This window comes from Dyella sp., from assembly GCF_035503745.1.
Lineage (GTDB): Bacteria > Pseudomonadota > Gammaproteobacteria > Xanthomonadales > Rhodanobacteraceae > Dyella_B.
Genome location: NZ_DATJTC010000042.1, coordinates 55,084 through 77,103, shown reverse-complemented (window position 1 = coordinate 77,103; position 22,020 = coordinate 55,084). Strand labels below are relative to the sequence as shown.

General features: G+C 63.5%; 18 protein-coding genes. 10 read left to right on the top strand and 8 right to left on the bottom strand.

Annotated elements, in window-relative coordinates; genetic code table 11:
- Window positions 1-114 precede the first annotated feature (114 nt).
- Window positions 115-810 carry a transporter substrate-binding domain-containing protein gene (locus VME63_RS16035; RefSeq protein WP_325434361.1) on the bottom strand — a complete coding sequence of 232 codons (696 nt, stop codon included), beginning with the start codon at window positions 808-810 and terminating at the stop codon, window positions 115-117.
- 417 nt (window positions 811-1,227) lie between these two features.
- On the opposite strand from VME63_RS16035, the gene VME63_RS16030 reads away from it, so the two are divergent.
- From VME63_RS16030 to VME63_RS15990, 9 genes are all read left to right on the top strand, one after another.
- Window positions 1,228-1,926, top strand: a complete 699-nt coding sequence (locus tag VME63_RS16030) for an HAD family hydrolase (RefSeq protein WP_325434360.1) — start codon at window positions 1,228-1,230, stop codon at window positions 1,924-1,926.
- Window positions 1,927-2,026: 100 nt separating this feature from the next.
- Entirely contained in the window at window positions 2,027-3,676 is a 1,650-nt protein-coding gene (gene pgm / locus VME63_RS16025; protein ID WP_325434359.1) for a phosphoglucomutase (alpha-D-glucose-1,6-bisphosphate-dependent), read from the top strand.
- A 185-nt stretch (window positions 3,677-3,861) separates the two neighbouring features.
- Window positions 3,862-4,884: a cupin-like domain-containing protein gene (locus tag VME63_RS16020; RefSeq protein ID WP_325434358.1), complete on the top strand. Its 1,023-nt coding sequence runs from the start codon at window positions 3,862-3,864 to the stop codon at window positions 4,882-4,884.
- 66 nt (window positions 4,885-4,950) lie between these two features.
- Window positions 4,951-5,952: an LLM class flavin-dependent oxidoreductase gene (locus VME63_RS16015; protein ID WP_325434357.1), complete on the top strand. Its 1,002-nt coding sequence runs from the start codon at window positions 4,951-4,953 to the stop codon at window positions 5,950-5,952.
- Between the two features lie 109 nt (window positions 5,953-6,061).
- Window positions 6,062-6,553, top strand: coding sequence for a MarR family winged helix-turn-helix transcriptional regulator (locus VME63_RS16010; RefSeq protein WP_325434356.1), 492 nt, complete (start codon window positions 6,062-6,064; stop codon window positions 6,551-6,553).
- A gap of 13 nt (window positions 6,554-6,566) precedes the next feature.
- Complete coding sequence (locus tag VME63_RS16005) at window positions 6,567-8,690, top strand: FUSC family protein (protein WP_325434355.1); 2,124 nt, start codon at window positions 6,567-6,569, stop codon at window positions 8,688-8,690.
- Window positions 8,680-8,877: a DUF1656 domain-containing protein gene (locus VME63_RS16000; RefSeq protein ID WP_325434354.1), complete on the top strand. Its 198-nt coding sequence runs from the start codon at window positions 8,680-8,682 to the stop codon at window positions 8,875-8,877. The genes VME63_RS16005 and VME63_RS16000 overlap by 11 nt, the downstream gene beginning before the upstream one ends.
- A gap of 26 nt (window positions 8,878-8,903) precedes the next feature.
- Entirely contained in the window at window positions 8,904-9,926 is a 1,023-nt protein-coding gene (locus tag VME63_RS15995) for an HlyD family secretion protein (protein WP_325434353.1), read from the top strand.
- Between the two features lie 6 nt (window positions 9,927-9,932).
- Complete coding sequence (locus VME63_RS15990) at window positions 9,933-11,417, top strand: efflux transporter outer membrane subunit (protein WP_325434352.1); 1,485 nt, start codon at window positions 9,933-9,935, stop codon at window positions 11,415-11,417.
- A 74-nt stretch (window positions 11,418-11,491) separates the two neighbouring features.
- Here the strand turns inward: VME63_RS15990 and VME63_RS15985 are convergent, their stop codons facing one another.
- Both VME63_RS15985 and VME63_RS15980 read right to left on the bottom strand, forming a co-directional pair.
- On the bottom strand, window positions 11,492-12,925 hold the full coding sequence (locus tag VME63_RS15985; RefSeq protein WP_325434351.1) for a hypothetical protein: 1,434 nt from the start codon (window positions 12,923-12,925) through the stop codon (window positions 11,492-11,494).
- A 30-nt stretch (window positions 12,926-12,955) separates the two neighbouring features.
- On the bottom strand, window positions 12,956-13,525 hold the full coding sequence (locus VME63_RS15980; protein WP_325434350.1) for an acetate uptake transporter: 570 nt from the start codon (window positions 13,523-13,525) through the stop codon (window positions 12,956-12,958).
- A 557-nt stretch (window positions 13,526-14,082) separates the two neighbouring features.
- Here VME63_RS15980 and VME63_RS15975 point away from each other — a divergent pair.
- Window positions 14,083-16,167 carry a M13 family metallopeptidase gene (locus tag VME63_RS15975; RefSeq protein ID WP_325434349.1) on the top strand — a complete coding sequence of 695 codons (2,085 nt, stop codon included), beginning with the start codon at window positions 14,083-14,085 and terminating at the stop codon, window positions 16,165-16,167.
- Between the two features lie 45 nt (window positions 16,168-16,212).
- Here VME63_RS15975 and VME63_RS15970 read toward each other — a convergent pair whose 3' ends face one another.
- The 5 genes from VME63_RS15970 to VME63_RS15950 all read right to left on the bottom strand — a co-directional run bounded on the left by VME63_RS15970 (window position 16,213) and on the right by VME63_RS15950 (window position 21,975).
- Entirely contained in the window at window positions 16,213-17,301 is a 1,089-nt protein-coding gene (locus VME63_RS15970) for an aromatic ring-hydroxylating oxygenase subunit alpha (protein WP_325434348.1), read from the bottom strand.
- Between the two features lie 53 nt (window positions 17,302-17,354).
- A complete protein-coding gene (locus VME63_RS15965; protein WP_325434347.1) occupies window positions 17,355-18,416 on the bottom strand; it encodes a glycoside hydrolase family 16 protein in 1,062 nt (353 codons plus the stop codon).
- Between the two features lie 121 nt (window positions 18,417-18,537).
- Window positions 18,538-19,905, bottom strand: a complete 1,368-nt coding sequence (locus VME63_RS15960; protein ID WP_325434346.1) for an ectonucleotide pyrophosphatase/phosphodiesterase — start codon at window positions 19,903-19,905, stop codon at window positions 18,538-18,540.
- 104 nt (window positions 19,906-20,009) lie between these two features.
- Window positions 20,010-21,365, bottom strand: coding sequence for a hypothetical protein (locus VME63_RS15955; RefSeq protein WP_325434345.1), 1,356 nt, complete (start codon window positions 21,363-21,365; stop codon window positions 20,010-20,012).
- Window positions 21,366-21,390: 25 nt separating this feature from the next.
- A complete protein-coding gene (locus VME63_RS15950) occupies window positions 21,391-21,975 on the bottom strand; it encodes a hypothetical protein (RefSeq protein WP_325434344.1) in 585 nt (194 codons plus the stop codon).
- Window positions 21,976-22,020 lie beyond the last annotated feature (45 nt).

Below are 22,020 nucleotides of genomic sequence, written 5' to 3'. Positions count from 1 at the left end.
GAAGCGTTTGAAAAGCCCCGGCCGTTGAACCGCCCCCAGCAGTTGGACATCCGTCCAGTTCCTGGGGTGCGGTTCACCGCCCGGTTGGGGCTTTGGGTTGCCGATCGCCGTTCTTCACATCAACTCTATCCATGCCGGGCTGTGGATCCAGAACTGTTCACGCTGCTGGATCCAGCCGGCGGCATCTTGATAGATCAGCCAGGCGTTGATCACGTCCAGCAGATCCTGGTCGCCGCGGCGCACGGCCAAGGCATGTGCGGTCTTGCCGTAGGTGCTCACGTCCAGCATCTGCAACTGGTCCGGATAGGAATGGGCGAGGGCGGTAGGCAGGGGCTGTTCGGCGAGAAAACCGTCCAGCTTGCCGGCGCGAAGATCCTGGATGGCCTGGCTTTCATCGTTGATCTGGATCAGGTCGCTATTGCCCAGATGTTCCTTGGCCGTCGCGGCAGTCACCGTGCCTGCCAGCACGGCGATGCTGTGCTTGCCGCTACCTGTTTCCAGGGTCAGCAGGTCGTCCTTGCCCAAGGCTTTGCGATTGACCACCAGGCCCAGCGCATACGTGCCGTAAGGCCGGCTGAATTTCACCAGCAGCGCGCGTTGGGGCGTGACGCTGAGCCCTGCTGCGAGCACGTCGAAACGGTTTGCGCGCAGGTCGTCGATGGCGGTGGCCCAGGTGGTGGGCACCAGCTCGATCTTCCAGCGCATGTCCTGCGCAAGCTGCTGGACCAAATCGACGTCCAATCCCAGCCACTGGTTGTTCTTGTCGCGCAGCGCCCATGGCGCGTTGAGTGCCACGCCGACGCGGATCACGCCATGCTTTTGAATGGTTGCCAGGGTGTCGTCCGCCGCTGGCGACGCGTTGTGTGCAGCATGGCCCGGTGAGGCCCACGCCGTGGAAACCACAGGTGCGTGAAGCCACGCACCGGCTAGAACGAAAGATGCTAAACATCCCAACAGACGGAACCATCGCATAGGTATTCCCCTAGATTGCTGCGCGCCGTGATGTCGATCTCCAGGCCGATATTCAGTCCACCCAAGGGCTTGGCGCAAGTCCGGCCGGGGTGGCCTGAGGCAAAAGCGAAAAGCGCCGGGGCGTCGGCCGGAATTCCCGGCTGAAAGCGATTACACTGCCCGGGCCGGCCGGAGACCGGGTTTTATGTTGCGGCAACATGACGGGCGTGGCGTCCACTGACGGTGGCCATGCCTGCACGATGTGGACATTATTTCGTGAACGAAGTGACAGCGACAGCCTCTACCGTATTCCTGTTGGACGTCGACAACACACTGCTCGACAACGACCGTTTCGCCGCCGACCTGCGTACCTGCCTGACCTACCAGTTCGGGCAGGCCGAATGCGATCGCTACTGGTCGGTCTACGAACAGCTGCGCGATACGGTTGGCTATGCCGATTACCTGGGCGCCTTGCAGCATTTCCGGCTGGAGAGCGATGCCCGCCCCGGTCTGCTCGCCATGTCGGCGTGGCTGCTCAACTATCCGTTCGAGAACCTGTTGTTCGACGATGCACTGGCAACGATCAAACATCTGAACAAGCTTGGTTCGGCGGTGATTCTTTCCGACGGCGACATCGTGCTTCAGCCGTACAAGGTCGAATCGGCCGGCATCTATGGCGCGCTGGGCGGCCGCGTGCTGATCTTCGTGCACAAGGAGCGTTCGCTGGAAGCGATGCAGGCGCGTTATCCGGCCGATCATTACGTGATGGTGGACGACAAGCCCAACCTGCTGGCGGCCATGAAGCGCGTGCTCGGCGACAAGCTCACCACCGTATTCGTGCGCCAAGGCCATTACGCCGCCAAGGCCGACCTGGCCAGTATCGAGCCGGCACCCGATTACAGCATCGAGCGGATCGGCGACCTGCCGCGGCTTGCCGATGAACTGATGCGCGCGCGCACTGAATCGGTGTCCTGAACGGACGGCGACTACAACCGTCCGCTTACGGTTTTTTGTACCTGCCATCGACGTGCCGTTGCGATAATGCGCCGACATCGACTATCGAGGGCATCGGCGGGTGAGTGCGAAAATCCATGAATACGCCGGCAAACCGGCACCTGAAAGCTTGCTGGTGGACGTGTCCAGGCTGCTGGATGCCTACGCGGCGTTGCAGCCCGATCCAGGCGAAGCATCGCAAAGGGTGTCGTTCGGTACCTCCGGCCATCGCGGCAGCTCCTTCGAACGCAGCTTCAACGAATGGCACGTGCTGGCCATCAGCCAGGCCATTTGCGATTACCGCCGGCACAAGGGCATCGGCGGTCCGTTGTTCATCGGCTTTGACACGCACGCGCTGTCCAGGCCCGCGTTCCAGAGCGCGCTGGAAGTATTGGTCGCCAACGAAGTACCCGTCGCGATTTCCGCGGGCGACGCCTACACCCCGACGCCTGCCATCTCGCATGCCATCCTCGTGCACAACCGCGATCATCGCGATAGCGTGGCCGACGGCATCGTCATCACCCCGTCGCACAATCCGCCCGACAACGGCGGTTTCAAGTACAACCCGCCCAACGGCGGCCCTGCCGACACCGACGTCACGCATTGGATCCAGCAGCGCGCCAATGCGTACTTGCAGGGCCGGCTGGATGGGGTCAAACGCATAAGTTATGCGCAGGCGCGACGCTCGAACCTGGTGCACGAGCACGACTACATCAACACTTATGTCGAGGATCTGCAGAACATCGTCGACTTCGACGTGATTCGAAGCGCCGGCGTGCATATGGCGGTCGATCCGCTCGGCGGCGCGGGCGTGCATTACTGGGAGCCGATCGCCAGGCGCTATGGCATCGACCTGACCGTCGTCAACGAAGACGTCGATCCGACCTTCCGCTTCATGAGCGTCGATTGGGACGGCAAGATCCGCATGGATCCGTCTTCGCCCTACGCCATGCAGCGCCTGATCGGGTTGAAGGATCGCTACGACGTCGCCTTCGCCTGCGATCCGGACCATGATCGCCACGGCATCGTGACGCGCAGCAGTGGCTTGATGCTGCCCAACAACTATCTTGCAGTGCTCGTCGATGACCTGTTTCGCCATCGGCCGCAATGGAGCGAGCGGGCCGGCGTGGGCAAGACCGTGGTCAGCAGTTCGCTGATCGACCGCGTGACCAAGCGCCTTGGCCGCAGACTTTACGAATCGCCCGTGGGCTTCAAGTGGTTTGCCGATGGCTTGTTCGACGGTTCGCTCGGCTTCGGCTGCGAAGAGAGCGCGGGCGCATCGCTGTTGCGCCATGACGGACGCGTCTGGGCTACCGACAAGGACGGCATCGCGCCCGCATTGCTATCGGCCGAAATGACCGCCCGCAGCGGCAAGGATCCGGGCGAACTGTTCGTGGCATTGACCCAGTCGCTTGGCAGGCCCTATTCCGATCGCGTGGAAGCTGCCGCCAACGCCGAGCAGAAGGCGCGGCTTTCCAAACTGTCGCCGCAGCAGTTGCAAAGCACCGAGTTGGCGGGCGAGGCGATCGAGCAGGTGCTGGACCGCGCGCCTGGCAACCAGGCCGCCATCGGCGGGATCAAGGTGATAACGGCCAACGGCTGGTTCGCCGCCCGTCCGTCAGGTACGGAGGAGATCTACAAGATCTACGGCGAGAGCTTCAAGGGCGAGGATCACCTCAAGGAGATCCTGCGCGAGGCGCAGCAGATCGTGGATGCGGCGCTTTCTGGCTAATTTTGTCCATTTTAATCAATAAATTATGATGACTTCTTAAATATTTTTCCGGTTTGGATGCGCCGCCTGCCACTGCGGCGAGGCCGACCGCCGGCCTGGCGACCGCGTATGCATTTCCATGCCGGCGCATGCGTTAAGCTCGGCCCCTCACTATCTGGCTGGCAGCGTGGCGAGGGGGGAAGGTCATGGCTCATGTCGAGTTGCGTCCGGTCGTCCATGTCGACAACGAATGGCGCCGCTGGATTGCCGAAAACCTGCTGCTGGACGGGCTGCCGCAGGCCATCTATGAGCAGATGCTGCGCGCCGGCATTGCGCATGAAGAAGCCGTGCTCGAACTGCAGCAGGCCATGGCCAGCCCCTACCTGCTCGGCGCACAACGGCTGAAAAACCGCCTGGCCAAGCGCGACTGGGTCCTGGACACCCAGTGCCGCATGAACCGCCTGCGTGATAGCCACGTGCCGCAGCGGCACCAGCTCCCGCGCGATGAATTTTTCGATAGCTACTACACCGCCGGCCGCCCCGTGATCATCACCGGCATGATGGACGACTGGCCGGCGATGACACGCTGGAATTTCGACTACTTCAAGCAACGGTGCGGCGAGCGCGAGGTGGAAATTCAGTTCAACCGCGACGCCGACCAGCACTACGAGTTGCGCAAGACGGCGCATCGCAAAACGATGTTGTTCGGCGATTACGTGGAGCTGGTGCGCAACGCGGGGCTAAGCAACAACTTCTACATGACCGCGTACAACGAAGGCATGAATCGCACGGCACTGGCCGATCTATGGCAGGACATCGTGCAGATTCCCGAGTATCTGGATGGCGCGGGATCCACCCAGGGGTTTCTGTGGTTTGGGCCGACGGGCACCATCACGCCGTTCCATCACGACCTCACCAACAACTTCATGGCCCAGGTGATGGGGCGCAAGCGTGTGCTGCTGATGCCGGCCTGCGAGCTGGCGCAGGTTTATAACCACGAACATTGCTTCACGCACGTGGACGGCAGGCAGGTCGATCTGGCGCGTTATCCGCGCATGGCCGATGTGCAGATGCTGTCTTGCGTGCTTCATCCAGGCCAAGTGCTGTTCCTGCCCGTGGGTTGGTGGCATTTCGTGGAAGCGCTGGATGTTTCGGTGACCGTGTCGTTCACCAATTTCCGCTGGGACAACGACTTCACCGGCAGCTATCCGCAGCAACAGGGGTTCTAACCTCTACGCGGCTGGGAATCGCGCCGGCAATCCCCAGATAGGGAGCCTTGTCATCGAGGCTCCCGCATGATTCCCTTTTCCGTACTCGACCTGGCCCCCGTTACCGAGGGCAGCACGCCCGCGCAGGCCTTCGCCAACTCGCTCGATCTGGCGCAATGGGCCCAAGGCCTTGGCTATGCGCGCTACTGGCTGGCTGAGCACCACAATATGCCGGGTATCGCCAGCGCGGCCACGGCGGTGTTGATCGGGCACATCGCCGCGGGGACATCGACCATCCGGGTAGGTGCGGGCGGCATCATGCTGCCCAATCATGCGCCACTGCAGGTGGCTGAGCAGTTCGGCACGCTGGCGTCGCTGCACCCCGGCCGCATCGACCTGGGACTGGGCCGCGCACCGGGCACCGATCAGGCGACCGCGCGCGCCTTGCGGCGTTACTACGAAGGTGCGGAAACGTTTCCTGACGACGTGCGCGAGCTGCTCGCGTTCTTCGCGCCGGCGACACCGGGACAAGCCGTGCGCGCCGTGCCCGGCGCGGGCATCGAAGTGCCGGTGTGGTTGCTGGGCTCGAGCCTGTTCAGCGCCCGGCTCGCCGCGCAGCTGGGCCTGCCGTTCGCCTTTGCTTCGCACTTCGCGCCCGATGCGATGGATGAGGCCTTGATGATCTATCGCCGGGACTTCAAGCCTTCCGCGCGCCTGGCGCAGCCGTACGCGATGCTTGGCGTCAACCTGGTCGCCGCCCAGAGCGACCGCGAGGCGCAACGCCTGTTCACCACCCAGCAGCAAAGCTTCGTCAATCTTCGCCGGGGCCGGCCCGGGCTGATTCCGCCCCCGATCGAGGACATCGAAAGCTACTGGACCGTCACCGAGAAATACGGCGTGGAACAGGCGCTGGCCTGCGCCATCGTGGGTGGTCCGCAGACGGTGAGGGAAGGGCTGTCGGCCTTCCTGGCGCGGCATCGCCCCGACGAGCTCATGCTCACCGCCAACGTGTTCGATCACGCGGCGCGCAAGCGGTCGTTCGAACTGGCGGCCCTGGCTCGCGACGAGCTGGCGAAAGCCGGCTCGTAAAACCGGGTAACGTTGGATCGGGCGCCTGAGGAGGGGCGGCGGGGCTATTTATTTACTTCTATATATTACATAAATATAATATATAGACTTGAACGAGATGGGGCGCGCCATGGCCGATTTTGCCTCCGCCGAACAACGATTGGCGGTAACCTGCCGCCGGTATCCTGATCTCCCACGGCGTTCACTGACGCTGGTGAGGCTGGTCAGGCACATCCACAAGCTGGTTCACGACGCCGCGAACGCGACGCTCAAACCCTACGGTCTCAACCATCCGGAGTACAACCTTCTGATGATGCTGTACGGTACGCCCAGCGGTACCATGTCACCGTCGGAGCTTGCCGATGCGGCCGGGGAAAAGTCGGCCAACATCACGCGCCTCACCAACGAACTTAGCGACAAGGGCTTGATCGCCCGCGCCGCGAGCGCCGATGACCGCCGCAAGCTGAATGTGAGTCTCACGCCAAAAGGACTGGCCTTGATCGAACGTTTGCTGCCGGATATTTGCAGTTTGCTGGTACGCCAGGTCCGCGACCTGACGGCGGCCGAGCAGACCCAGCTCGATAAGCTGTTGAAGAAGTTCCTGAGCGGATTGGCAAACTGAGGTTATCGCGGTCATGTCCGTAACCGACATCCATGCAGCGGTACCCTCCACGCGCGAAGTCGTCATCGCCGGGCTGCGGGCCGAAGCCGATACCTGGCTGTTCGTGGCCAAGACGCTGCTGTCGTTCTTCATTGCCGGCTGGCTGGCCATGCGCCTGGCGCTGCCGCAGCCCTCGACGGTAATGATCACCACCATCATCGTCGCCAACCGTCAGTCCGGCATGGTGCTGGCCAAGAGCTTTTATCGCGCCATGGGCACGCTGGGCGGCGCCGCCGCGGCGCTTCTGATCGTGGCGTTGTTTCCGCAGGAGCGCGTACTGTTTCTGGCGGCGCTGTCGCTGTGGGTGGGGCTGTGCTCGGCGGGCGCGTCGCTTTACCGCAATTTCAAGTCCTACGGCTTCGTACTGGGCGGCTACACCGCGGCGATCGTTGCGCTGCCCGTGATCAACCATCCGCCGGACGTGTTCCAAAGCGCGGTGGCGCGCGTGAGCGAGGTGCTGCTGGCGATCCTGGTCTCGGCAGTGGTCAGCGATGCGGTGTTTCCGGTGCAGATCCGCGAAGTGCTGCGCCGCACGGCGCGCGAGCAGTTCGTGCATTTCATCCAGTTCGTGCACAAAGCCATGTGCGGGCGCATGGCGCGCAGCGACATCGAAGCTGCGCATCTGCGCTTTGTGCGCGATGCGGTGACGCTGGAGGACATGCGCAGTTCCGTCATCTTCGAAAATCCCGAGGCGCGCGCGCGCAGCGGCCACATGCTGCTGATGAACCAGCAGTTCATGGCGGCCTCGACCAGCCTGCAGTCGCTGCACCATCTGATCAATCGCTTGAAGCGCGACGGCCGCAAGGTGCCGGCCGATGCGTTGATCGAGCTGTATGTGGCGATCGCAGTCGCGTTGGATGTGCCCATGGAGCCGGCCACCGCGGCCAGTACCGTGATGCCGCGCCTGGATGCGGCGCAACGCAGCATGGACGCGCACGCACAGGTGTTGCGAGGCGGCCTGACGCCTGGGGATGATGTCCGCGATTTCGATACCGGTGCCGGCCTGCTGCATCGGTTTACCCAGGAGTTGCGTGACTACGTCGCCACCTCGGCGCTGCTGTCGCCGCTGGGCGGCGTGCCGGGCGTGGTGGAAAGGGTGCGTTTTACGCGCGGCAACGATTTCTACAGCGCCGGGCTTGCCATGTTGCGCACGTCCATGACCATGGGCGTGTTGTCCGTATTCTGGATTACGTCGGAATGGCCGTATGGTACCTCGGCCATGCTGATCGCCACGGTGTTCGCCGGCCTGTTCGCGGCGGCGCCCAATCCCACCAAAGCGATCGGGGCGAACGTCGTGGGCTTTTTCTTCGGCGCCTGGGCCAGCTTTCTGTGCCAGTTTTTCGTGCTGACGAAGATGGACGGCTACGGCCTTTTCGTGGCGGGCAGCGCGCCGTTCCTGATGCCGGGGCTGGTGTTGATCATGTGGCCGGCCCTGATGCCGGTAGGCCTGGGCTACTCGCTGGGTTTTGCCATTACGTTCGCGGCGAAAAACCAGATGGTGTTCGACATCGTCCATTTCGCCAACGATACGCTCGCCGACTTCATCGGCTTGGGCTGGTCGGCCGTTGCCTTCGTGCTCGTGCCGCCGACGTTCGGCAGTCCATGGTTCCGCCGCCATCAGTTCGAGTTGCTGCGCCGGCAGGTCAGTGTGGCTGCGCAAGCGCCGCTGCCGGGCCTGCATCATCGTTTTGAAAGCGTCAATCACGATCTTTTCGGCCAGATCGTGGCGCAGACCACACGTGGCAGCCAGGATTCGAAGGCACTGGTGGCATGGGCGCTGGCGGTGAACGAGAGCGGACGTGCGCTGATCGAACTGCGCAGCGCCATGGCAAGGCGCACCTGGCCCGACGACATCCGCAGCGCGGTTGAACCGGCGGTCGCCGCGCTCGCGCGCCTGTACGAGCAGCCCAGCGCCGACGGCTACGTGCGGGCGCGCGATGCGCTGTTTGCGGCGATCGAGCGGCTTGGGCAGGAGGATGCGACATTGCCCTTGCTGGTGCAGTTGAATCTGTTGCGCATGGCGCTGCTGGACGAGGAATCGGTGATGGCCCAATACATGCCCAAACGCCCGTCTGCGGGGGGTGCCCATGCCTCGTGAAATCGCCTTCGGCGACGCGCTGATCCCCGGGTTGCTGGTCTGGTTCGTGCTGTCGCTGGCGCTGCTGCTGCTGATCGACGTCGCGATCGGACGCTTTGGCCTGTATCGCTTCGTGTGGCATCCGGCATTGTTCCGGATCGCGTTGTTTGTCTGCATTTTCAGCAGCGTCGGGCTGCTGTTCTACTGATCGCGCATGCTTCAACAGAGACTGTTATGAAAACTGCCCTGTATATCCGCGTTGCCCTGACAATCATCATTGTGCTGATTGCCGTGTTGCTGGCTCGCGCGCTGTGGAAGCACTACATGTACTCGCCCTGGACACGCGACGGGACGGTGCGCGCCGATGTGGTACGCATCGCGCCGGACGTCTCGGGCCTGGTGACCCAGGTGAACGTGGTCGACAACCAGGTCGTGAAGAAGGGCGAGGTTTTGTTCGTGATCGATCGTGCACGTTATGTCGACGCCCTCGGGCAGGCCAAGGCCAATCTGGCCGCGGCGCGGGCGGCGGTGGTGGCGGCCGGGGCCAACCTGGATGCGGCCAAGGCGGGCATCGCGCAAAGCAGGTCCAACTACGACATGTATGCCGCGCAGTCCAAGCGCCGTCAGGCCCTGGCCGACGTGGTTTCCAGCGAGGACCGCGCCAACGCCCAGGCCACCGCCGATGCGGCGCGTGCTGCCTTGAGCAAGGCGCAGGCCGGCCAGGAACAGGCTGCCGCGGCGCAGCAGCAGGCCGAGGCCGCCCAGAAACAGGCCGAGGCGGCGTTGGCCACGGCCCAGCTCAATGTCGAACGCACCGAAGTGCGCGCGACGGTCGATGGCTATGTCACCAACCTGCTCGTGCGGGTGGGCGACTATGCCACCGCGGGTGCGCCACGGCTCGCGTTGATCGATAGCCATTCGTTTTGGATAGACGGCTATTTCGAAGAAACGAAGCTGCCGCAGGTGCATGTCGGCGATGATGTGGATATCCGGCTGATGAGCGGCGGCGTGCACTTGCATGGCACGGTGGAAGGCATCGCGCGCGCGATCGCCGAGGCCACCAATCCGACCAGCACGGACCTTCTGGCCAATATCAACCCGACCTTCAACTGGGTGCGGCTGGCGCAGCGCGTGCCGGTGCGCGTGCGCATCGATTTCGCGCATATGCCGGCGGGGACGGTGCTGGTGGCGGGGCAGACCGCAACCTTGATTGTGCACCCGCACGAGCACGGCCAGCCGGTCCAGGCCTCACGGTAAATGGCGATGCGATCCCTCAAATTTTCCAAGCCGGTTTTGATCGGGACCCCCACGCTGGCCTTTTGCGTGTTGCTGGCCGGATGTGCGACATCGGGCGGCCTGCATCCCACCGGCAGCATGCTCGACGCGCGCAGCCTCAAAAGTCAGCAAAGCCTGGCCGGTGTCGCGCTGAGCCCTACGGCATGGCCGGCGCAGGATTGGTGGATCGGCTTGGGCGATCAGCAATTGACCCAGCTGATCGACGAGGCGTTGCAGAATAATCCCACCCTGGCCCAGGCCCAGGCGCGCGCGAAGCAGGCACAGGCGGTCGCCGACAGCGTGGATGCGGCGCGCGCGCCGCAGGCGGAGCTGGATGCACTCGCCGAGGGCGCGCGGCTTTCCAACAAGGATCCGCTCTATCCCAGCTACGCGCTGGGTTCGTTTGCGTGGGCCAAGGCCGTGACGGCCAATTTCTCGTGGGACCTGGACATCTGGGGCGGCAAACGCGACGCCTGGGAAGCCGCGCTGGGACGCAGCCGTGCCGCCGATATCGACGCGTACGCCGCGCGCATCGAATTGTCGGTGAACGTGGCGCGCGCGTATGTGCATCTGGGGTACGCCTTCGCGCTGCGCGATGTCGCCGATGGCGAGCTGCAACGCTCAAGCCAGACCCTGACCCTCACGCGCCGCTTGTTCCAGGGCGGCCTGGGCACCTCGCAGCAACTGGAATTTGCCGACGCGGAAGTCGCCAGCGCAGAGCAACAGAAGGCGCAGGCCGATCGCGATATTGACGCCGCGCGCAGCAGCCTTGCGGTGTTGCTGGGGCAGGGCCCCGATCGTGGCCTGAGCATCACGCGTCCGCACATGCTTCCATCAAGCCTGGTGGCGCTCCCCGATCGGCTCAACGTGGATCTGCTCGGACGGCGCGCCGACCTGGTGGCCGCGCGTTGGCAGGTCGAGGCGGCGTCCAAGGACATCAAGGCCGCCAAAACACAGTTCCTGCCCAACATCAGTCTCAGCGCGATGGCGGGTGTCGTGGCCGTTGGCGACAGCACCAACGTGTTCCAGCTGCCTGCGCGTACGTATAGCGTGGGGCCGGCGCTGAGCTTGCCGATCTTCGACGGCGGCCAGCGCCGCTCCAACCTGGCCGGCGCCGATGCGCGCTACGACGAAGCCGTTGCGCACTACAACAGCCTGCTGATCGGCGCGGTCAACGAGGTGTCGGACCTGGTCTCGGCATTGAATTGGACCCGCACGCAGATCACATGGGAGAAACGCGCCAAACAGGATGCGCAGAAGAGCTGGCAGGACGCGATGACCGCCTACAAGGCCGGCGTGAGCGGCCCGCTGACGCCACTGGCCAGCCGCCAGCAGTTGCTGCTCGCCGATCAGCGCCTGGCCACGCTGGAAAGCCAGCAGGCGGATCTGTCGATCCGGCTTATCGACGCCCTGGGCGGCGGTTACGGTGCCGATGCATCCACCCGTGCACAGGCTTCGACCCGCGCGCACTGACTGCGCACGTTGTCGAGCACGCAACCATGGTCAGGCTGGGGCGTATGGACCCCAGCCTGCGATGTGGATAGTCCCTAGAACTTGTAAAACGCGCTCAAGTTGACCTGGTTGCCACTGGTGGTCTTGCGGTTGGTGCCGTTGGTGGTGCTGTCCAGCACGGCATGGATCCATTCCAGCGCGAACGCGTAGCTGCCGACCGAATATTCCACGTCCGACGCATACGAATCCACCTTCAGCAGTCCCGTGGCGCCATTGCCTGTCCAGCGAATGACGTCATGCGAATTGGGTTCGCTGATGCTGTAGAACAAGTTGGCGCTCCAGTGCGGCGTGAATTTGTAGCCGCCCTGCACGTAGCCGCCCTTGTCGCGGATATCGCCGAACTGCGAAAGATCGCCGAAGATCTGGCCGATCCCCTTGCCGGTGTAGGCCACGCTGCGGAACACCCATGGACCGGGCGTCCAGGCGCCGCCCAGTTCATAGGCCACGCTCTGGAACTGCTTCTTGATCGGCGCCGGCTCGATGCCGCCTACGCCGGTCAGGTTGATCTGGGAGTAGTGCGCGGCGAGGAAGGCAAGCCACTCCTTCTCCACCTCTACGTGCAGCTTGGCTTCGATCTGCGGACGAAAGCCCGCGCTGCCGGCGGTCAGGTAGTTGGTGGTGCTGCCCGGGCCGTCCCAGTTGCCCGAGAAGGCGCCCAGGTCCAGGCGCCACAGCGGACCATCCGAACCCTTGTTGAGCGCTTGCGAATAAATGATGCCCGGGTAACGCCAGCCGATGACGCCCGAGCCATAGCCCAACGGAAACGCAATGTGGCTGAGCGACTGGGGCAGGTCGTCGAGCGGGAATATGAGGTCCCACATCTGGCCGATCTTGATGGTGCTGCCGCTGACCGGATTGTCCAGCACCATGTAGGCCTGGCGCAGCCGGGGCAGGGGCTGCTGCTGCGAATACGCGCCGGTGCCGTTGTTGCCGCCGAAGAAGTCCATTTCCAGGTGCGCGCCGCCGGTCCAGTCGCCGGCGATCTTCGCGCCGGTCAGATCGAACATGAAGCGCGTGTTGCGTACGTCCACGCCGCTGAGGTCGCCGCTCGAACCGGGGATCGGATACTCCGCATTCTGGCCGTTGCCGTAGGTGTAGCTCTTGGTCTGCGAGAAGGCGGTGGCATCGATGAAGCCGTGGAACGCCACCGACAGGCCCGGCGAGGTGGTGAAGACCGGCGCTTGCGCCGGCGGTGGCGTTGCGGCCAGCGTGGCTTGCGCCTGTTGCGTTTGCTGGATCTGCGTCTGCTGTTGCGCCTGCTGGTTTTGCAGCTGGGTCAACGCAGCGTGCATGGACGCCAAGTCTTGCTGTTGCTGGTTGAGTTGCTGTTGCTGCTTTTCCACCAGCGCTTTGAGCGCCTTGATCTGCGCATCCCGGCTGTCCGATGAAGTGCTCGATTGCGCAAGTACCGGAGCGCTGAACGCCAGGCCAAGCGTGGCGAGGGCTAGAAACAGAGCTTGTCGTTTCATGGAAGACTCCCTTGCTGAAGCCGTATGTCGTCAAGGTGCGCCGATGGGAAGCACGCGCTTTTGGTGCGTCTGGTTGATCACCTCCGCCGCGGACAGGTAAAACGCCAACAGCGCGGTGATCAAGCCCATATAGCCGCCGGCGACGTGCAACCCGCTCATGCCGGTCCATTCGCCCGCGGCCAGCAGGAAGAAGGTGATCCACAGGGCGAGAAAAATCAGCTGCAGCGCGCGAGGCGCCCGCAGCGAGGCGATCCACATGTAAAACGTGAACACGCCCCACATAAACAGATACCAACCCACGAAAGCGCCGGGTACTTTGTCGTGCAGAAACAACACGAACAAGGCGAACGACCACCAGAATGCGCCGTAACTCACAAACGCCGTCGCACCGAAGGTGTTGCCGCGCGGCAGCTCCATCACGCCGGCGATGATCTGCGCGGTGCCGCCGTAAGTCAGCGCCACCGCCAGCACCATGTTCATCGCATCGGCGCTGAACCAGCCGGCGTTGATCATGCTCAACAGCCACGTCGTCAGCGCGAAACCCGCCAGGCCCAGCGGGGCCGGATTGGAGAATCGCGCAACAGCCTCATCGTTGCTCATGGCAGAACCTCCCCGAAGTGAGATGGACTAACTCATCTGCGTCGTCCGTGGCGGGTTATCTCTTTCTATTCTCAACGCCAATCCGAGCCATGTCTTGCATGCTTTTGCGGTTTATTTGCTCGTTCGTGCCGACAAACGCCATGGCCACGGCAACGCAGGCCGAGGCATCCGCCGGGCCGTGAGCCGAGCGGTTACGTCAATGGAAGGTGAAGAGCGGGCGCGCGACCAAAGCCGCTACGTCGCGGCAGCATGCGTGCTGTCGTGGAAAGGATGTGCACCAGTATCGACATGGTCCCTCCCTTCAAGTGTTCGGATCGGTCAAGCGAAGACGCCATGTGCCGCGTTGCAGTACCGTAAGGCGCAGGTCAGACCATTGCGCCCGAACGAGCGAACTTTACCTAAATACGGCCGCGATGGGGGACTTTTTTTCCGGGCGTGCATGTTGCGTTGCGGTATCGGGTAACGCGGATGCCGCGCCGCGCTAGCCCGAAAGCCACGCGCGCAGCTAGGCCATGGCGGATTATCTTTCTTCGGTCACTTCACCCCAAGGATGCCCCATGCCCACCATGCGATATTCGCTTAGCTTGGCCATGCTCGGTGCCGGCATGGTCCTGGCCGCGACCCCGGCGGCGTGGGGCGCAGGCCCATCGGCGCCGGCCGGCGATGCGAACGTGGGCATCGATCTGTCCTATATCGACCATACGGTGAAGCCGGGCGACGACTTTTTCAGCTATGCCAATGGCGCGTGGGTGAAAACGGCGCAGATTCCCGCCGATCGCTCCAGTACCGGCCCCACGCAGGAGCTGGAAGACCTCACCGCCCGGCGCACGGCGGACCTGATCCAGAACATGGCCAAGACGCATCCTGCCTTGGGCAGCAATGAGCGCAAAATCGCTGACTACTACGCTGCCTATATGGACGAGGCACGTACCGAAAAACGCGGCCTCGATCCGCTTAAACCCGAACTTGCACGTATCGATGCGATCAAGACGCGCGACGATCTGGCGCGCGTGCTTGGCAGCGAACAGCGTGCGGATGTCGATCCGATCAACGCCACCAACTTCCAGACCGAAAACCTGTTTGGCCTGTTCGTGGCGCAGGCGCTGGAAGATCCCTCGCACAACATGGCGTACATCCTGCAGGGCGGCCTGGGGATGCCCAGCCGCGACTATTACCTCTCGCAAGATCCGCAGATGGCCGCGTTTCGCATCAAATACCTGGCCTACGTAAGTGCCTTGCTGAAATTGGCCGGCACGCCCGATGCCGATGCGCAGGCCCGCACGATCGTGGCGCTGGAAACCAAGATCGCGCAGGCGCAGGAAAGCCTGGTCGATAGCGAGGACATCCACAAGGCCAATCAAGTGTGGAGCATGCGCGATTTCGCGGCGAAGGCGCCGGGCATGAACTGGCCGGTGTATTTCAAAGCGGCCGGGCTTGGCGGACAGAAGGCGATCGGTCCGTGGCAACCGGTCGCGACCACGGCGATCGCCAAACTGGTGGGCAGCGAGCCGATCCAGGCGTGGAAACAACTGCTGCGCTATCACGCCATCGACGCGGCGGCACCGCTGTTGCCCAAGGCATTCGCCGATCTCAGTTTCGGTTTCTATTCCGGTACGTTGCAAGGCGTGCCCGCGCAACCGCAACGCTGGAAGCGCGCGGTCGATGCTACCAGCGACGATCTGGACTACGCGGTGGGACAGGTCTACGTGAAAAAGTACTTTCCGCCAGAGGCCAAGGCGCAAGTGCAGGCGATGGTGAAAAACCTTATCGCCACCTTCGACGAACGGCTCGATACGCTCGCCTGGATGGCGCCTGCCACGCGCGCGAAGGCCAAGGAAAAACTCGCTTCGTTACGCGTGGGTGTGGGTTATCCCGATCGGTGGCGCGACTACAGCACGCTGGCAATCAGGCCGGACGATGCATGGGGCAATCACGAGCGCGCCATGGCCTATCGCTACCGCTATCAGCTGGCCAAACTGGGCCGGCCGGTCGACCGCGACGAGTGGTGGATGACACCGCAGACGGTGGATGCGGTGAACCTGCCGGTGCAAAACGCGCTGAATTTTCCTGCCGCCGTGCTGCAGCCGCCGTTCTTTTTTCCCAATGGCGACGCCGCGGTGAACTATGGTGCCACGGGCGCGACCATCGGTCACGAAATCAGCCACTCGTTCGACAATCTCGGCGCTCAATTCAATGCGCAGGGCAAGCTGGAAAACTGGTGGACGCCGCAGGATGCCGCGCATTTCAAGGCGACCACGCAGAAACTGGTCGATCAGTACAACCATTACGAGGTGCTGCCCGGCCTGTACGTGAACGGCCAGCAGACGCTGGGCGAAAACATCGCCGACGTGGCCGGCCTCGCAGTGGCGTATGCCGCCTATCATCGTTCGCTCAACGGCAAGCCGGCGCCGGTGATCGATGGCCTTACGGGCGACCAGCGCTTCTTTCTCGCCTATGCGCAAAGCTGGCGCGTGAAAATTCGCGATGAGGAATTGCGCCAGCGGCTGGCGACGGATGTGCATGCGCCCGACAACATCCGTGCCCAGGCCGTACGCAATATCGACGGCTGGTATGCGCCTTTCCACGTCGAGCCGGGCGAGAAGCTTTATTTGTCGCCCGATCAGCGGGTGAAAATCTGGTAGCGGCATCCGGGCGCGCGATGGCGGCCCGATGCAATGCGGCTGCGGTCAGGAACGACTCGGCAAGTCGCGATAAGCCCGCCGCACCATTTCATGGAAGTGGTGCACGGCATTTTCGCGCAGTGGATTCAGCCGGCCGGCTTCGTAAGAACCGGATGCCAGGCCGCGCTGCACGTCTTCGCAGATGGCGACGTCCTCGTCCTGCACTTCATCGCTGAACTGGATGTCTTTCGCGCGCCGTGCCTGGGCCTGGGCGCTCTCGTCGGGCGCGTAATAAAAATCGAATTCGACCCGGCAGCGATCCACGCCTTGCGGCAGCACGCGATTGGTCTGCAGCCGGCCGGGCAGAATGTTGAGCATCGCGTTCGGATACAGGAAGTAATACAGCGCTTCGCCGCTGCCGTAGAGATCGTCGCCGCTTTCCAGCGGGCTGAATTGAAACGAATACCACTCGGCGGTTTCGGTGATGTAGCTGCGGTAATCAAGCAGGGCGTTCAGGCCCGGATGGATGTGCGGCACGTGGTAACCCTCCAGGTAGTTATCCACGTAGACCTTCCAGTTGCACGCCACGTCGTAGCTGACGCGATGATGCCATTGGTAGTCATGCAGCGAACGGCCCGGTCCCAGGCGCGCATCGATCCCTGCCACGAACGCCTCGAACGGCGGCGCATCGCCGATGGCGACGAACACCAGCCCTTGCCATACGTGCACGCGCACCTGCGGCAGGCGTATATCGGCAGGATTGAAATCGGGCGTACGGCCCATTTCCGGCGCGCCGCGCAGCACGCCATCCAGCCCGTAGGTCCAGCCGTGATAGCGGCAGCGCAGGCTCTGCGCGCCGTGCCCGTCGCAGGTCGCGATGGGGCCTGCGCGGTGCCGGCATACGTTGTGGAAGGCGCGGATGCTGGAGGCATCGCTGCGCACGACCAGCAACGGCAGGCCGGCGATCTCCGTCACCACATGGTCGCCGACGCCGGCCAGCTGCGACTGATGGCATACCAGCTGCCAGCTGCGCGTGAAGATGGCGCTGGCGTCGAGCGAAGGCATGCGCGCATCGGTATAGAACCGGGCGGACAGCGCCAGTGCGCGGTCGAGTTGCTGCGGGGCGAGTGCGTCGGGTGAAAGTAACTCGGTCATGGCCGTGCGTGGCGGTGGCGACGTCGGAGTATTCATCGAACCGCGCTGCAGCATCAACGCGGCGCGGTGGCTCGCGTGGCCTTGGTCGGGCCGGTTTCGGCGTTGCCGGCGGTCATTTCCGGCGCGGCGGGCACTTTCTTGCCGTTGCCGGGGCGCGTCCATACCGCGACGTAGCCCACCGTCATCGCGTGTCCGGGTTCGGTGGTCACCGTGGGCGTGGGGTGCCAGCCGGCCATCACGAACGAAAATCCGCCGCCCATGGCCACATCAAGCAACACGAAATAGCCGTGCTGGGTGGTCAGGTTGTGCCAGACGCTGGGCGAAAGCTGGTTCTCGGTAACCTGGTTGATCTGCACGCCGTCGACGAACCAGCGCATGCGCTCGGGTATGACACCGCGATTCCATTCGAACGTGTAGGTGTGGAATGCGCCGGTGCAGGAGATGTGCGGGCAGGGCAGACGGCTGCCGATGCCCTGGGGCTCCGCGCAGGGGCCGCCCGGATTGACACCGCAATGCAGGATGCCCCACACGCTGTCCAGGCCGTTGACGCTCTCCATGATGTCGAATTCGCCGGCTTGCGGCCACGCCATGGTGTTGCGGAAGCTGCTGCCCAGCGCCCAGAACGCAGGCCAGTAGCCCAGTGCCTGGTCGCCTGCCACGTTGGGCATCTGGATGCGTGCCTCGATGCGCAGCATGCCGCCGTCGGGGGCGCTGAAGTCGTCCTGCACGCTCTCGATGCGCGCGGAAGTCCACTGGCCCTCGGCGTTGCGCTGGGGAATGATCAGCAGATGCCCCTGGCCATCCAGATGGATGTTGTGCGGGTCGTCGGTATACGACTGGGTCTCGGAAGTGCCCCAGTTGGGCGCACCATTGGGGTACGAATGGCCGGTGTCGAAGCGCCACCGCTTGCTGGAGGGCAGGGAGCCGGCGGGACCGTCGAAATTGTCGCTCCACTGCAGCGTCCAGCCCGCGGGCGCGGGGATCTGGTCGGCATGGGCGGGCGAAACATGGCCGCCCAGGCCGATCGCCGCGATGCCGATACCCCACACGACGATTTTTGCGAGACGGCGTCCTGCCAGGGCCAGGACGTTGGAGAACTGCGTTTTCTTCTGCATGAGCACTAACACCCTGGAGGGCAATCGACACCAAGACCTGCCGGTTTAACTGGAAATCGAATGTGAAAAGGAATATGCAAGGCTATCGACTTCGGGCAAAAAATCTGTAACACAGGCCGCACTATTGCAGCATGTCGGTCAGCGCCGGCTGTTTGGCGGCCGGCAGCGAGACGCCAAGAATCCGCGCGATAGTCGGGGCTACGCGCAAATTGCTGATGGTGCCCAGGTCCACGCCCGCGCGCACGTGCGCTCCGGAAGCGACGAAAAGCGCCTGCATGTCCGGATCGCTGTTGAGGTAGCCGTGCGCGCCGCGCGCCGGGTTCACCTTTTCGACCACCGGCTGATCGGTGCCATCCATGAAGGCGTAGCCGGGCTTGGCCACCAGGTAAAGATCGGGTGCCTGGTCGGTCGAGGCGGTCGAGGGGATGCCGAACTTGCGCGCCTCTTCGTTGGTATAGACCGCCGCCACGCCGGGCTGTTGTTCGAAATACGCCTTGAGCTTGGGCACCAGCGTTGCGCGCTGCGCGGCAGCGTGTACGTACAGCGAAGCCTCGCCACCTTCCGGCTGGATCCATACGTTGCCTTCGTAGCGTCCATCGTGCATGCGCAACAGGCCTTGCTGCACCAGCGCGGCATTGGCATGGATGATGTGCGTGTAGTCGGTGAAGCCATGGTCGGAGGCGACGATGAAGGTGATGCGGTCCAGCAGCCCCGCCTCGCGCGCCGCCTCGATCAGGCGCGCGAGGCAGCTGTCGGCGTAGGCGTACGCCGCGTACGCGGCGGGCGAGAGCGCCCCGTACTGGTGCTGCAGCGTGTCGGTCTGCAACAGATGGAACAGCAGCAGGTTCGGCGTGTGGCGGGTCAGGATGTCGATCGCGGCGTCGGTCCAGAGCTGGTCGCGCCAGGCCGGGCTGCTGTCATCGAACGTCGCAATATCGTGCGGCGTGACCAGCCCCTGGGCGATCAGGTCCTGGGTGATCGGGCTGTCCGCGGCGGGCACTTCGGCAAATGACCAGCGTACGTTCCTGGCGCCGTAGATCGCCACCCAATCCACCTGGCCGGTGCTCATGCCTTTTTCCGCCAGCGCGTCGTAAAGGGTACGCGCATGCACCAATTCGTCCTTGGGTACCCACGGTTTCACCTGCACCGCGCTGCCGTCGGCGGGAAAGGACAGCAGGCCGTTGAACAGCACGTGGTGCTCGCTGGCATCGACACCTGTGATCAGCGCCGTGTGATTGGGCCAGGTGATGGCCGGGTTGATGGGCAGCATCGCGTCGGCGTGCGCGCCGTGGGCGATCAGCGCGCGCAAGGTCGGCATCGGCAGTTTCTGATCGCGCAGCGCGCGTGCGGGAAAGCCGTCGATGGTGATCAGTACGACGATGGGGCCCTGCGTGGCGGCGCCTCCATCGTCGGGCGCGTGGGCAAGCGAGGGGGCCGATCCAGCCAGCAGCGCGGCGAACAAGGAGGCGAGGATCACGATTTTCCGCATGGCGTTTCCCGGGTCGATGCGCACAGCGCGCCAAAGCGGGCAGCTTCGCATTTTTCGCTTGCCGCACTCAATCCATGCGGTGCCGGAAACGGGAGCGGTGCGGGTCAGCGCGGTGCGTCGGGGACGAGGATCTGTTCCCGGTGGATCACGCGGTCGTTGTCGACGATGAAACTGAGCTCGTATTTGCCCGGGCGCAGATAGAGATCGCCCGATGGCACCTCCTGCGTACTGCTGTAAACGGCGACCTGCGACGCATCGGCGATGCCCAGCGGCGCTTGGTCGAGTAGCAGGCGGTCGGCGGGAATGGCGTCGGGGCCTTCGTTGTCGTAGCGCGCTTGGACCAGACAGGGATAGTGGTGCCGGCAATCGTCGGCACTGACCGGATAAGGCCGGCGCAATCGGCCCAAATCCAGCCAGGTGGGACGTCCATGCCGCAGGATGACCGGCGGAAAGAACACGCTTACGTCATAGCCCGGTCGCAACGACCACGGTTTTCCCTTGTCGTCGACAAAGACGATGGGCTGGTCCGGATGAAGCTTGCCCATCACCTCGGTGTAGTACGGATGATCGCCACTGCTGGATGGTCGCGGGTACAGCATGGTCTGTTCCACCGAAAGCATCGGCTGGCCGGTGAGCGCGAATAAATGCTCGGCCATCGACCTGCCGCCAAGGTAGAGCCCGGACTTCACGATATGCTCGTAGCCGGCATTGACGATCAAACGCGCTTTGGGATCGTGGGCGAACACTTGCCGATAGAGGTTTTGTGCCTGCTCGGCCTCGCGCGCATCGCCGCTCGCTGCGCCTGACGTCGCTTCGTAAGCGATCACCTTGAAGCCCAGTTTCAACGCCGTGCGCACCATTTCCGCATACACCGGTTCCTCGGTATAGAAACCGCTGTCGTGGTTGGGATAGCCGCGTGTTGCCAGCGCGGTGTCGCTTGGCGCCAGCGTTTCGGCCGCGAAATAATCGAAGCCTTCCGCGCGCAGCCGGCTCAGCAGCTGCACGGTGAGGCTGCGCGTGAGTGCTATGTGGTGCGCCTCGTTGAAAAGCACGATGTTGTAATGCTGCGCAAGCTCGGCAATCGCCTCCACGGCGGGCCGTGCGGTGTAGTGGCCGCCGGCCAGGGGCGATGGACGGTCATCGGGTTGCGAGGGGCAGGCGATGGAAAAGGTTTGCGCGGCCAGCGGGTAGGCACCGAGATAACTTTGGTACCAGCTCAGGTATTGGCTGAAGATCATGTGGAACGCGCGTGAATTGTCGCTGGCGTATGCCTTGCGCAGAACCAGGTATTGCGCAAGCAATCCTTTATGTGCACTGGCCTGCGCCATGATCTGGTCGGATTTCTGCGCCGCCTTCGCCTGTTCGGCCATCCATTCGCTGGCCGATTGCGCATGCGCCGGTGTCGCCGTGGAGGCCATCCACAGCGTGCACCCGAGCACGGCCAGCTTGCGGGCGGACATCGGCTCTCCCGGCGGACGGCAGCTTTTAACCTGTTTTAACGCGAACGTCGGTGGCAATCCAGTTAACCTCCCAGGTCCTGCCGTCATCGTCGGAAAAAGCTTGTTCAACGCGGTATGAGTCGGGTTTGATGTCGGAGATCACCAACCGCACCAGAATGGCGCGGCCGTCGAAAATTTCCTGGTCGATGAATTCGCCGCGGCCATCCTTGAACGCGCCGACGGCCGGCACGCCGAGGTTGCCACCGCGGCTGCTGGCGACGTTGATGCGCCATTGGTGCGCGTCGGGGTTGTAAAGGCGCAGCGATAGCAGCTCCAGATGGCCGGAAGGCCCATCGGCTTCCAGCTCCACCAGGTTGGCCCGGCCATCCCAGATCTTGCGCACGACACTGGTGCCCTCGTATGTCGCCCAGGCATGCGAGCCGCTCAAAGGGTGAAGCAGGCGCGTCAGGTGCGTTTTCCAGGTGCCGATTTCAAAGTCGAAATCGTGCCTGCCATCGCGGTATGCCGATTCGGTGGATGTGGCATTGGCGTGGCCATGGACCGGTTGCGCGCACAGCATCGACACGCCGATGCACGCCATGCATGGCAGTACTGCCTTTCCCCACGTCATGGTCGTCTCTCCGCTGCAAGCCTGGATTTACGTTACCCCTGGCTG